Source organism: Sphingomonas sp. FARSPH (assembly GCF_003355005.1).
Classification (GTDB): domain Bacteria; phylum Pseudomonadota; class Alphaproteobacteria; order Sphingomonadales; family Sphingomonadaceae; genus Sphingomonas.
Genome location: NZ_CP029985.1, coordinates 42,570 through 55,451 on the forward strand (window position 1 = coordinate 42,570; position 12,882 = coordinate 55,451).

Here is a 12,882-nt window from a genome sequence, read left to right on the forward strand (position 1 = left end):
CGGCGCCCGTCACCCTCGTCACGGATTGGTCTGCACGGTCACCATCAGGTTCGCGCCGGTCGCGGGCAGGATCAGGCCGAAGGCGGTTTCGTCGCCGTTGAGCAGGCGTTCGCGAACCCAGCGACCGTCTTCGAAATGCCCCTGCTCGACGGTGACGAGCTGGACGCGGCCGGGCGTGCCGAGCGGCGTCGCGAGCGCGACGTTCGCCGATGCGCCGACCAGCAGGTAGCGGCCGGGCGCGACGCGCGCGGCAATGACGCGCCCCGACAGGTCGCGATTGCCCTGTCCGCGCGGCCCGCCGTACCCGTCGCGCACCTCGCCGAAGCGGGCGACCATATCGAGATCGGCGAATGCCATCGGCACGTTGGCGAGGCCGTCTTCCTCCACGGCGGCGCGCACCTGCCCCGCGTCGCGCAGCGGCAGCAGGAAGGGCGCGGCACCCTGCAACAGGCGATAGTCGAGCGCGATCGGCTCTTCGGCGGGGGCGCCATCGCGCAGGCCGAAATCCTCGCCGATGCCGAATTTGGAAATGCCGACCGCATGCGGCTGCGCCAGGGTCCAGAAGGCGTGGCGGGCGTGCGCCATGCTGCCCCCCGTCTCCGGCACGAACAACGGGTTGCCGGGGACGACGTAGGATTGCGCGATCTCGGTGTAGGGCGCGACGTTGGTGTCGTAATTGTCGACGCCGACGACGTCGATCGCCGGCGCAAGCGCGCGCCATTGCGGCAGCAGCCATGACACCGCGCCCCCGGACGGCGAACTGTCGCCGGGACGCAGCAGCCCAGGCTGCTGGCGCGGCCAGACATTGGCGTAGAGCGGCAGGTCGTAGGCGCGCTTGCCCGCGGCGGCGACCGCGCCGATGTAGCGCGCGGTGTGATAGGCCATGAACGCCTCCGGCGCGCGGACGCCGTAATTGGCCGTCCAGTCGCCCGGCTTCGCGCCCGGCATGTCGGCGGGCACGGCGGCGCGGAACAGCGCGTCGGCGGCGGGCGCATGGTCGCGATCCGCGCCCAGCGTCCCCGCCTCGTTTTCCACCTGTACCATGATGACGGTGCGGCGCGCGCCGTCGACCGCCTTCAGATGCGCCATCAGCGCGCCGAACGCGCGCGCATCCGCGTCGCGGCTGGCGCTCGCGATCGGCGTCAGCACGTCGATCGCGCGGCCGGTGCCGTCGACGACGCGCGGGAAGCGCGCGGTGTCGCGCTTCACCCAGGCGGGGGTGTAGCTCATGTTGGCGTTCTTCCACGTCCCGAACCACAGCAGGGCCAGCCGCACCTTCTGCGCGCGCGCCTCGGCAATCAGGCCGTCGACGACGCTCCAGTCGAAGCGCCCTTCCTCGGGCTCGACCGATTCCCAGCCGATCGGCGCCATCACGACATTGGCATGGCTCCGCGCGATGGCGGGGGCGAGACGATGGAATTCGGCGGGAAAGCCGCTGGAATTGTTGAGCTGGATACCGAGCACCAGGAAGGGGCGGCCATCGACCTGCAACGCCGGCATGCCCGACGGCGTGGGGACGAAGCGGCTGTCCTCAGCCGATGCGGTGCCCGCGATCAGGCCGAGCGCGGCGACGGCGGCGCGGGAAAGACGGATCATGCGACGGGCTCCTGTGGCGCGGCGCAATGGCGCGCGATGAAATCGGCGTGTGGCGGCAGATGGCCGACGGCGGCGCGCGTCACCTCCGCGATGCGCGACAGGCGGGCGCGCGCGGTGTCGAGCGGGATACCGAGCGCGATCGGGTCGAAGCCCTCCGGCCGCAGCCCCTGTCCCTCCATCACCGCCAGCCAGCTGGTGCGGGTGAACAGTTCGTCCGCCTCACGATAGACGCGCCCCGTCCGGCGGTGGATGGCGATACGTTCCGCCAGGCTGTCGGGCACGCGCATCGCCGCGAGGTTCCGCCAATAGGCGGTATCGTCGCGCGCGGTGGCGTGGAAGTGGAGGATCAGGAAGTCGCGGATGCTCTCGAACTCCGCGGTCATCAGCCGGTTGTAGCGGCGGATGTCCGCCTGCTCGAACGCGCGGGTCGGCAGCATTTCGAGCAGGCGCGCGATCCCCGCCTGGACGAGATGGATGCTGGTCGATTCGAGCGGCTCCATGAATCCGCTCGCCAGCCCCAGCGCCACGCAGTTGCGCGCCCAGAAGACGTCGCGCCGGCCGGTGCGGAAGCGCAGCAGCCGCGGATCGGCGAGCGGCGCGCCATCCAGCCCGGCAAGCAAAGTCGCCGCCGCCGCGTCGTCCGAGATGTGACCGCTAGCGTAGACATAGCCGTTGCCGGTGCGATGCTGCAGCGGGATGCGCCATTGCCAGCCCGCGGCCTGCGCGGTCGAGCGGGTGAAGGGCGTCGGCGGCTCCGCGTTGGCGCTGGGCACGGCGACCGCGCGATCGTTGGGCAGCCAGTGGCCCCAATCCTGGAACCCGACGCCCAACGCCTCGCCGAGCAGCAGCGCGCGAAAGCCCGAGCAGTCGATGAACAGGTCCGCCGCGATCCGCACGCCGCTTTCCAGCGCGACCGTCTCGATGAAGCCGTCGTCGGGCCGGCGTGCGACGTCGACCACCCTGCCCTCGATCCGCCGCACGCCGGAGGCTTCGGCATGCTGGCGCAGGAAGCGGGCGTAGAGCGTGGCGTCGAAGTGGAAAGCGTAGCCGATCTGCGCGAGCGGCGTGTTGCTCGCCTGCGGCCGGGCGAAGCGCCCGGCGGCGGCGGCGGCGGTGCAGATCGAATAGGCATCGAGCGGCAGCGCGTCGCCCGTCATGCGCAGCCGCTGCCACATCGCCTCGAACGGCACCGCGCCCGAATCGATGCCATAGACGCCGAAGGGATGGAAATAGCGGTGGCCGCGTTGCCACCAGTCGACGAATTCGATGCCGAGCTTGAACGTGCCGCCGGTCGCGCGGACGAAGGCGTCCTCGTCGATGCCGAGCAAGGCGTTGAACGCCTGGATCGGCGGGATCGTCGCCTCGCCGACGCCGACGGTGCCGATCTCTTCGGATTCGACCAGCGTAATCGCGGGGCCGTCCGGGCCGAGCACGCGCGCCAGCGCCGCGGCGGCCATCCAGCCCGCCGTGCCGCCGCCGACGATCGCGATGCTGCGCAGCGGTGCGTCGGCGGTCATGCGGGCGTCCGGCATTGCAGGAACAGGTTGCCGGTCAGCCGCCCGCGCGCGGGATCGTCGGGATGGTCGGGCAGCGCGGCGATGAGGCCGCTGTGCAGCAGCGCGGCGCGATAGAGGATCAAACGATCGGAACGCGCGGCGACGGTGTCGACGAGTGCGAACAGCGGATGATCGCCGGTGACATAGCCACCCGGCGGCAGATCGGCGAGTTCGGCGTCGAGCCGCGCGCGATAGGCGGGCAGCCGGTCGGCGTCGATCGTCTCGAACCCCGTGGCGCGATGGCGGAAGAAGCCCGTGCCCGCGGCATGATCGGACAGGTAATGGACCGCTGCGAACTGCATCCGGTCGGCCGCGTCGACGTGCGGCACGCGCTGTTCGACGGACAGGTCCGCCGGCGCGGTGGTGACGAGCGAGAAATTGCCGCGCGCGCGCTGCGGCACGACGCGGCCGATGCCGAAATGCTGCGCGATCAGCGGCAGGGCGAAGCGGACGAGCGCATCGAGATAGGCGACCGGCGCCGGCGCGAGCAGCCCGGGATAATGGCTGTCGACCGCCGCCGCGGGCTCGAACGACGTGCGCGCCGCGACCGCGCGCAGCGCAGCGAGCGTTCCCGTCGCGTCGTCGACGACGACGACCGGCTCGCGCTCCACGCCGACGTGACGCAGCATGACGACGGGCGTCGGCAGCGGGGCGGATTGGGTATTGGAAACGGTCATGATCCTGGCCCGAAAAATTGCCGGCGTGGGCGATGCACACACCACGCCGGCACAGGGGGGATCAATAGGTCGCGCGCAGCGAGAAGCCGAAGCGCCGGTCGTTGAGCGTATATTGCAACGGCTGGCTGAGCGTCCCGATGTACGTCAGGTTCATGCGGTTGGTCAGGTTCACCGCATCGACCGACAAGGCCAGATGCGTGTTGAAATTGTAGCTGACCGAGGCGTCGAGCGAGGCATAGGGCTTCTGGAACTGCGGCACGCCGTTCGCGCCGCTGCCCTGCGTCGTGTCGAAATACTTGCCGCGCCAGCTCCAGGCGAGACGCGCCGTCACCGGCCCCTTTTCGTACAGGCCGACGAGGTTGTAGCTGTGCTTCGACAGTTTCTCGAGCGGTACCGTCGTCGGCACGTTCGACCCCGCCGTCGCGAACGGATTGGTCACGCTGCTGTCGACGAAGGTGTAGTTCGCCTGCACGCCCAGCCCGCTGAGCAGACCCGGCAGGAAGTCAAAGAACTGCTGGTACGCCGCCTCGAACCCCTTGACCGTGCCGGTGCCGGTATTGACCGTCGTGCCGATCGCATAGCGGACGCCGTTGAACGTCTGGAACGTCGTGCCGCCCGCGAGGAAACCGTCGACCTTCTTGTAGAAGCCGCCCAGCGTCACCGACCCGGTCGATGAGAAATACCATTCCGCGGTCAGATCGTAATTGTCCGACGTGATCGGACGCAGATAGGGATTGCCCGATCCGCCGGTCGGTAATTGTTCGATGATATTGCCGTTGGCATCGCGGCGGATGAAGCTGCGATCGGTCGGATTGTTGAGCGAGACGTTGGTCGCCATCTGGTCGAAGTTCGGCCGCGCGAACGATTTCGAGAAGGCGAAGCGCGTCTGGAACGTGTCGGTGATGTGCGCGCGCACGTTGAAGCTGGGCAGCGCCTTGACGTAGCGGCGCTGGACGTCGATCGGTGCCTGCGTCCCGTTGCTGTTGAAGATCGTGCCTGACGACCCCGTGCTGGTGCGCACCAGGCGGACGCCGGCGTTGCCGTCGACCTTCAGCCCGCCGATCACGCCTTCGTAATCCGCCGCCACATAGGTGGCGAGCGTGCGTTCGGTCTGGTGGTTGAGGTCGCCGGGCGAGAAGGTGCTCTTGGGCGTCGCGCCGAACTTCGCCTCGGTCTTGACCAGGCTGTCCCACAGCGAATTGCCGGGTTCGAAGTTCGGATAGAGGATGCCGCCGGGCAGCGTCTTGCCATCGAAGAAGTTCGGCGTCGGACCCTTCAGCGCGAGTTCGGGGAATTGCGACAGCCGGACGAAGGGCAGCCCCGCCGGCGACGAACAGCTGGGGTTGGGGCCCGAGGGCAGCAGACAGAAGCCGTTCCAGGTGCCGCGCAGGTCGATCGTGCTGTCCGCGTAGCGCAGGCCGCCGCGCAGCTTCTGCAGGAAGCCGCCCTCGACGTCATATTCCAGGTCGTATTTCAGCGCGAGCTGGTCGGCATCGTTGCGCGTGATCGAATCCGCCATGTACGTGAAGGCGTAATTGTTCGGATCCGACAGCAGCGCGGGATTGCGGACGTTCCACACCGGCCGCGACCCGCGCAGGTCGAAATCGACGATACTCTGGTTCTTCGCATTATACGGCGTCTGGCCCGTCTGGTCGTAGAGCGAGATGACGAAGCCGTTGCGATCGGCGTTGTAGGACGATTTCAGATATTGCGCGTCGAACACTGCGTGCAGCTTGTCCGACACGTCCCACTTGGCGTTCAGCGTATAGTTGCCGGTGGTGTTGGTCAGGTCCTGATCGAACCGCGCCGATTCGAACACCTGGTTGGCGAGCGACCCGGACGTCGCATAGCCTGCGCTGTCGAAGGTGAAGTTGGCACCCGCCAGCGGCGTCGTCGGACCATTGCCGTTGTTGTTGTAGTAGAAGTACTTGCCCTGACGGTAGAACTTGTACCGCGAATAGAGCGCCTGCGCGGTGACGAGCAGATTGTCCGCCGCCTGCCACTGCCACGCGCCGGCAAGGCCCAGGCGGTTGCGGTTGCCGCCGTCGTCGTAGATCTGCTCGCCATAGGGCACCTGCGCATTGGCGGGTGCGCCGGGGATGGTCGTGCCGGCGGGAATCGGGCCGAACGCACCGATCAGGATCGCGTCCTGGCGATACGAACTGCGCGCGTAGCTGGCGTTGAGCAGGAAGCCCATCTCGCCGATGCCGGTCTGGAAGCGGTTGCTGTACAGCGCCGAGCCCGATCCACCGAACTTGTCGGCGCGATCATAATAATTGCCCTTCAGGGTCGCGCTGATCAGCTGGCCCGGCTGGTCGAACGGCAGGCGGGTGCGGATGTTGACCACGCCCGCGACATCGCCCTCGATCGTGCTGGCGGGCGGGTTCTTGAACACGTCGATACCGGCGAGCAGTTCGGGTGGGATCGCCTCGAGGTCGAGCGTGCGGCCGCCCGAGGCGGAGATCGCCGCGCGGCCGTCGATGAAGTTGCTGACCTGCGTCAGGCCGCGCACGGTGATCGCGGGCGTGGTGCGGTGGTCGAAATCGGTCGCGCCCTCGCCGTAGCGACGCTGGATCTGCACGCCGGTGATACGCTGCAGCGCCTCGACGGTGTTCGCGTCGGGCAGCTTGCCGATATCCTGCGCGTTGACCGAATCGACGATCTGATTGGCGTTGCGCTTGATCGCCTGCGCCGAACGCAGCGATTCGCGCACGCCGGTGACGACGATGTCCTGGTCGCCGGGCGTTCCTTGCGCGGCCTGGTCGGCGGTGACGTTGCCGGTCGCCTGCGCGGCTTGCGCCTGCGCTATACCGGCCGCCTGGAACGACAACGCGGCGACCGACGCGCCGAACAGCAGACGTGCGTGACTTCCCTTCATATTCCTCCCCTTCGCGACCGTGTTTTGGTGTCGGCTTATGCCAGACATAATCCAATCTTATTGTTAGACAAAATAAATTTTTCGTCAGGTCCTGACGCGTTGAACGAAAATGGCAATCAGCCGTAGCGGGCGCGACGCCGACCGGGCGCCGCCCATGCATGGATTTATTGATGTATCTCAGGTACTTCGGCCATCGCGCGAAGGCGCGATCATCCGCGCCGAGCGATCGCGGCTTACCGAAAAAGTTTTATTTGTCCGATATACGCCGATGGACAGGGATGTGCGCGCGGCGCCGAACGGACAGCGCGACGATGACGGATGGCCGCGCGCGCTGCCGACCGTCCGCTTCGTCGGCGCTTCTAGAAAAGGGTGATTCCGGGTACAATGCGAGTGACGAAACCGCCTGGCTGAGCGGACGGCAGATCGCCCCCTGACGGCACCGGCAGATCTCGGGTCATCGACCTGAGAATGGCCATTCTCTACGACGGTCTGGTGCCAGGTGATCGCCGCTTCGAGCGCTTCTCGCTCCATGGCCGGATAGCAGGCCGCGGGCTGCTGGCTGGCAGGGCGGACTGGCGTGTCCGCCTCTGCCGCCGATGCGGTTACTGCCCCGTCTTGCCGGTCGCGGCCTTTGCCGGCGCCGATGCGGGGACGACGCCGTCGACCCCCGCCCCGCCCGCATCCTTCGCCCCGACGCGCGACCCGTCCGCATTAAGCCCCAGGTTCCGCAGCAGCGGCGCGACCTGCGGATCGGCGCCGTTGAAGGCGCGGAACATCGGCGCGTAATCCTGCGTGTGCCCCTTCGACAAAATCATGTCGCGGAAACGCTGGCCGTTGGCGCGGGTCATGCCGCCGTGGCGCTCGAACCAGTCGAACGCGTCCTCGCTCAGCATCTTCGTCCAGCTATAGGCGTAATAGCCCGCCGAATAGCCGTTGCCCCAGATGTGCAGGAAATAGCTCGACCGATAGCGCGGCGGCACGTCGGCGACGTCGAGCCCAGTGGCGGCGAGCGCCTTCGTCTCAAAGGCGTCGGCATCCTGCTTGCCTTGCGCCGCGGTCAGCGAATGCCAGCTCATGTCCATCTCGGCCGCGGCCAGCGCCTCGCCGAACGAATAGCCGGAGTTGAACGTGCCGGCGCGCTTGATCTTGTCGACCAGCGCCTGCGGGATGACGCTGCCGTCCTTATAGTTGACCGCATAATGCGGCAGCACCTTCGGATCGAGCGCCCAATGCTCGTTGAACTGCGACGGGAACTCGACGAAATCGCGCGCGACGTTGGTCCCCGACACCGACGGATAGGTCTGTGCGGCGAACAGACCGTGCAGCGCGTGGCCGAATTCGTGGAACATCGTCGTCACGTCGTCGAAGCTGATCAGTGCCGGCTGGCCGGGCGCGGGCTTGGTGAAATTGGCGACGTTGTAGATCACCGGCTTGGTGCCGAGCAGCTTCGACTGGTTGACGAAGTTCGACATCCACGCGCCGCCGTTCTTGTTGTCGCGCTTCCAGTAATCGAAATACATCAGGCCGACGGGCGTGCCGTCCGCCTCCGACACCTCATAGACCATCACGTCGGGCTGATAGACCGGAATGTCGGTGCGACGCTTGAACGTCAGGCCGTACAGCTGGTTCGCGGCATAGAAGACGCCGTCAGTCAGCACCTTGTTGATCTCGAAATACGGCTTCAGCTCGTCCTGGTTGAGGTCGTATTTCGCCTTGCGCACCTGTTCGGAATAGAAGTCCCAGTCCCACGGCTTGAGCTGGAAAGTGCCGCCCGTGGCCTTGATCTGCGCCTGGAGTTCGGCGGCCTCGCGCCGCTGTTCCGCCGCCACCGGCTTGCCGAGCTGCTGCATGAAGCCGAGCGCGGTCTGCGGGGTCTTCGCCATCTGGTCCTGCAGCACGTAATCCGCCCAGGTCGCAAAACCGAGCAGCTTCGCCTTTTGCGCGCGCAACAGCGCGATCTGCGCGATCGTGTCGCGCGTGTCGTTCGCATCGCCCTTTTCCGCGCGGGTCCAGCCCGCATTGAACAATGCCTGGCGCGTCGCGCGATCCTTCAGGCTGGCGAGCGCGGGTTGCTGCGTCGTGTTCTGCAGCGGCAACAGATACTTGCCCGCCAGCGCACGCGCCTTGGCGGCATCGGCGGCGGCGGCAATCTCGGCGTCCGACAGCCCGTCGAGCTTGGCCTTGTCGTCGACGACCAGCGCGCCCGCCTTCGCCGCGGCGAGCAATTTCTGCTGGAACGCGGTCTCCAGCGTCGACAGCTGCGCATTGTATTTGCTCAGCGTCACCTTGTCGGCGGGCGACAGCTTGGCGCCGGCGCGCACCATATTCTCGTAGGTCAGCGTCAGCACCTGCAGCTGCTCGGGATCGAGGCGAAGCGCGGTGCGCTGGTCGTATAGCGTCCGGACGCGCGCGAAGAGCGCCGGGTCGAGGTTGATCGCATCCTGATGCGCGGCGAAGGCGGGGGCGAGGTCGGCCTGCGTCTTTTGCAGCGTGTCGTCGGTGTTCGCGCCGACGACGCCGTAAAAGGCCATGGTCGCGCGTTCGAGCAGGCGGCCGGAGCGCTCCAGCGCGCCGATCGTGTTGTCGAACGTCGGCGCGCTGCGCACCTGCGTGATCGCGCGGATTTCGGCACGTTGCTGCGCCATGCCGGCGAGCAGGGCCGGGGCGTAATCGGCGCTCTTGATCCGGTCGAACGGCGGCGCCTGGAACGGCAGATTGCTCGGCTGCGCGAACGGGTTGGCGGCGGGCAGCGTCGCGGACGCCGGCGTCGCGGGCGGCGTACCCTGGGCAAGCGCGGTGGTGGACATCAACAGGATCGTGGCAGTCGCGGCGAACAGACGCATGGGGGCTCCATCAACATGGGGGCGATGGTGCTGCGATGCGCCTCCCCGCGCTGCAGATCAATGGCAGGGCGCACGGATTTAAGGCGTCGCACCTCACCCGGCCGCCAGACGCGCCAGCCCCGTTGCGAGCGCATCGAACACCGCGCGATACCGTGCGATCCGCCGCAGGTCCTCGTGCATGACGATCCACAACGGCAGCGGGAGGTCGAGCGCGTCGGCGAGCACGCGGACCAGCGCGGGATCGCGGCGGGCGATGGCGGTCTGGCAGATGCCGATGCCGAAACCGGCGCGGATCGCCGCGAACTGCGCCGCGTCGCTGTCGACGCGCAACGCGAACCGCGACCGGTCGATCCCCGGCAGATGCCGCATCGCCGCGCGGATGAAGTCGGTTTCCGTATCGAAGCCGATCAGGTCGTGGCCGGAAAGCTCGGCGAGCGTCGCCGGCACGCCGCGGCGATCCAGATAATCGCGGTGGGCGTGGAAACCCAGAGGTACCTCGCCGACATGGCGGGCCACCAGCGCCTGCTGCGTCGGCGCGAACATCCGCACGGCAATATCGGCGCGGCGTTGCAGCAGATCGTCGGGCTGGTCGGATAGCGACAGTTCGATCGTCAGCGCGCCGTGCCGCGTGCGCAGCTCCGTAAGGATCGGCGGCAGATGCCCCACGCCCACCGCCTGGCTCGCGCTGATCCGCACGACGCCGGCCACCGCATCGGGGGCGCCGCTGCCGGACCGGCGCAGCGCCTCGGTGGCAGCGACCAGCGCGTCTGCGTGCGGGCGCAGCGCGAGCGCGCGATCGGTCGGCGACAGCCCCCGCTGCGAGCGGACGAACAGCGTGCCGTCGATCGCCCGCTCCAGCGCATCGATGTGGCGGGCGATGCTCGGCTGGGTCATGCCGAGCGCGCGCGCCGCGCCGGACAGGGAGCCTTCGCGCAGGACAGCGGCGAAGCTGCGATAGACATCCCAACTGGGTTCGGTGTTCATAGATCGGCGTATAGCGGCATGACGCTTTTGCGCAATTTTCGTATCGCAGCATCCGCCGCATTTTGCTCGCCGACACGAAGACGGAGGCGATGATGATACACAGAACGGCACTGATCCTGGGGGCGACCGGTGGCATCGGCGGAGCGATCAGCCGGCGGTTGCTATCTGCCGGCTGGCGCGTCCGCGCGCTGACCCGGACCGACGCCGCGTCGCTCCCCGCAGGATGCGAGCGCGTGATCGGCGACGCGCTCGATCCGGTTGGCGTGACGGCCGCGGCGGGCGGCGCGGACGTCATCGTCCATGCGGTCAATCCGCCGGGCTATCATGACTGGGCGAAGGTGGTGCTGCCGATGCTGGGCAGCACGCTGGCCGCGGCGAAGGCGTGTGGCGCGCGGATCGTCCTGCCGGGCACGGTCTATAACTTCGGCCCCGACGCCTTCCCGCTGATCGCCGAGGATGCGCCGCAGCATCCGCATACCCGCAAGGGCGCGATCCGCGCCGAGATGGAACGACGCCTGCGCGCCGCAGCCGACGCGGGGACGGCGAACGTCCTGATCGTCCGCGCGGGCGATTTCTTCGGGCCGGGCGCGGCGAACACCTGGTTCGGCCAGGGACTGATCGCGCCCGGTGGGCGACCGCGCGTGATCCGCAATCCTGGAAAGCGAGGTGTCGGGCATCAATGGGCGTTCCTGCCCGACGTTGCCGAGACGATGGCGCGGCTGCTCGATCGCCCCGACCTGCCCGCCTTCGCGCATTTTCATATGGACGGCCATTGGGATGGGGACGGCCGCCGGATGGTCGAGGCGATCGCGCGCGTGCTCGGCGACCCGGCGGTGCCGATCCGCCCCCTGCCCTGGTGGCAGCTGCGCCTTGCCGCGCTGGTCGCGACGACGCCGCGCGAGCTGATGGAAATGCGCTATCTCTGGCAGCAGCCGGTGCGCCTGGCCAACGATCGTCTGGTCGCGGAACTTGGGGAAGAACCCCATACGCCGCTGGACGAGGCGGTACGGGTGACGCTGGCGGGGCTCGGTTGTCTGTGAGGCCGGGCGGCGCGTCGGCTTTCCGAAAGCCATCGGGCTCGCGCGGTCCGTGCCCGTCGCCTGCATCAAACAGGATGCCGCCACGCCCGGGTCCGGTTAGGCTGGCGCGATGCAGCGTCATCACATCGCCATTGCGGGTTGCGGCCCCGCGGGTCTCGCCACGGCGTTGCTGCTGCATCGAGACGGCCACCATGTCACGCTGTTCGAGCGGTTCGATGCGCCCCGCCCGGTCGGTTCGGGGCTGATGATCCAGCCGACCGGCCTTGCCGTCCTGCGCCAGCTGGGGCTGGCCGACGCGCTGCTCGACCACGGCGCGCGGATCGACCGGCTCCACGGCGAGGCGGGCAGCAGCGGCCGGGTGGTGCTCGACGTCCGCTATGCGGCGCTCGGCAGGCGCGCCGGGTTCGGCGTCGGCGTCCACCGCGCGACTTTGTTCGCGCTGTTGCACGACGCCGTACTGACGGCGGGGATCGGGATCGAAACCGGCTGCGCCGTGACGGGAAGCGAGATGGCCGCGGACGATCGCCGGTTCCTGTTGCTGGAACGCGGTCGCCGCGTCGGACCGTTCGATCTTGTCGTCGATGCGCTCGGGACCCGCACGCCGCTGGCGCCGCCCTGCGGTCGCGCGCTGGCCTATGGGGCGCTCTGGGCACGTTCGACTGGCCCGCCGATGCGGGGTTGGACCCCGGCGCCCTCGAACAACGCTATCGGCGGGCGAGCGTCATGGTCGGCGTGCTGCCGGTCGGGCGATTTCCCGGCGCGCGGCGGCGGCAGGCGGCGCTGTTCTGGTCATTGCGTGCCGATCGGCTGGCCGCATGGCAGGCCGCCGGGCTGGATGCCTGGAAAGCAGAGGTGTCCGCGCTGTGGCCCGCCACCGCGCATCTGCTCGACCAGATCGGGTCGCCCGACCAGCTGAGCTTTGCCCGTTACGCGCATCGTACGCTGCCGATCCCGGCGGAAACCGGGATGATCCACATCGGCGATGCCTGGCATTCGGCCAGCCCGCAATTGGGCCAGGGCGCGAACATGGCGCTGCTCGACGCCTATGCGCTGACCCTGGGCTTGCGGCGATCGCCGGATGTCGCCACGGCGCTCGGTCGGGCGATCGCGCTGCGGCGGCGGCACGTCCGCCTGTATCAGGCGCTGACCGCGCTGTTCACGCCCGTCTACCAGTCCGACAGCCGGGCGCTTCCGTTTGTGCGCGACCGTATCGTCGGGCCGCTGTCGAAACTGTGGCCCGCCACGCGGATTCAGGCGGCGATGGTCAGCGGCCTGATCGGCAATCCGCTGGCGCGGCTGGAGCTCTGA

Annotated in this window: 10 protein-coding genes; 4 read left to right on the top strand and 6 right to left on the bottom strand. The window is 68.4% G+C overall.

All coding sequences use genetic code 11. From position 1 onward, the window contains the following. Positions 1-18: 18 nt before the first annotated feature. From DM480_RS00200 to DM480_RS00215, 4 genes are all read right to left on the bottom strand, one after another. Positions 19-1,596, bottom strand: coding sequence for a DUF5597 domain-containing protein (locus DM480_RS00200; RefSeq protein WP_115377031.1), 1,578 nt, complete (start codon positions 1,594-1,596; stop codon positions 19-21). Continuing rightward, a complete protein-coding gene (locus DM480_RS00205; protein WP_115380570.1) occupies positions 1,593-3,113 on the bottom strand; it encodes a tryptophan halogenase family protein in 1,521 nt (506 codons plus the stop codon). The genes DM480_RS00200 and DM480_RS00205 overlap by 4 nt, the downstream gene beginning before the upstream one ends. After that, positions 3,110-3,829, bottom strand: a complete 720-nt coding sequence (locus tag DM480_RS00210; protein ID WP_115377032.1) for a DUF6445 family protein — start codon at positions 3,827-3,829, stop codon at positions 3,110-3,112. The genes DM480_RS00205 and DM480_RS00210 overlap by 4 nt, the downstream gene beginning before the upstream one ends. Before the next feature lie 61 nt (positions 3,830-3,890). After that, on the bottom strand, positions 3,891-6,707 hold the full coding sequence (locus DM480_RS00215; protein ID WP_115377033.1) for a TonB-dependent receptor: 2,817 nt from the start codon (positions 6,705-6,707) through the stop codon (positions 3,891-3,893). A 109-nt stretch (positions 6,708-6,816) separates the two neighbouring features. On the opposite strand from DM480_RS00215, the gene DM480_RS17895 reads away from it, so the two are divergent. Then, complete coding sequence (locus DM480_RS17895) at positions 6,817-7,080, top strand: hypothetical protein (protein ID WP_125471436.1); 264 nt, start codon at positions 6,817-6,819, stop codon at positions 7,078-7,080. A 229-nt stretch (positions 7,081-7,309) separates the two neighbouring features. On the opposite strand, the gene DM480_RS00220 is transcribed toward DM480_RS17895, so the two are convergent. Beyond that, on the bottom strand, positions 7,310-9,550 hold the full coding sequence (locus DM480_RS00220; RefSeq protein ID WP_115377034.1) for a M3 family metallopeptidase: 2,241 nt from the start codon (positions 9,548-9,550) through the stop codon (positions 7,310-7,312). 93 nt (positions 9,551-9,643) lie between these two features. Continuing rightward, positions 9,644-10,534 carry a LysR family transcriptional regulator gene (locus DM480_RS00225; protein ID WP_115377035.1) on the bottom strand — a complete coding sequence of 297 codons (891 nt, stop codon included), beginning with the start codon at positions 10,532-10,534 and terminating at the stop codon, positions 9,644-9,646. An 89-nt stretch (positions 10,535-10,623) separates the two neighbouring features. Between DM480_RS00225 and DM480_RS00230 the strand changes: the two genes are divergently transcribed. The 3 genes from DM480_RS00230 (at position 10,624) to DM480_RS18380 (ending at position 12,882) form a co-directional block, all read left to right on the top strand. Continuing rightward, on the top strand, positions 10,624-11,574 hold the full coding sequence (locus tag DM480_RS00230; RefSeq protein WP_232834050.1) for an NAD-dependent epimerase/dehydratase family protein: 951 nt from the start codon (positions 10,624-10,626) through the stop codon (positions 11,572-11,574). 109 nt (positions 11,575-11,683) lie between these two features. After that, positions 11,684-12,490: an FAD-dependent oxidoreductase gene (locus tag DM480_RS00235; protein WP_232834051.1), complete on the top strand. Its 807-nt coding sequence runs from the start codon at positions 11,684-11,686 to the stop codon at positions 12,488-12,490. Continuing rightward, positions 12,427-12,882: an FAD-dependent oxidoreductase gene (locus DM480_RS18380; RefSeq protein ID WP_232834052.1), complete on the top strand. Its 456-nt coding sequence runs from the start codon at positions 12,427-12,429 to the stop codon at positions 12,880-12,882. The genes DM480_RS00235 and DM480_RS18380 overlap by 64 nt, the downstream gene beginning before the upstream one ends.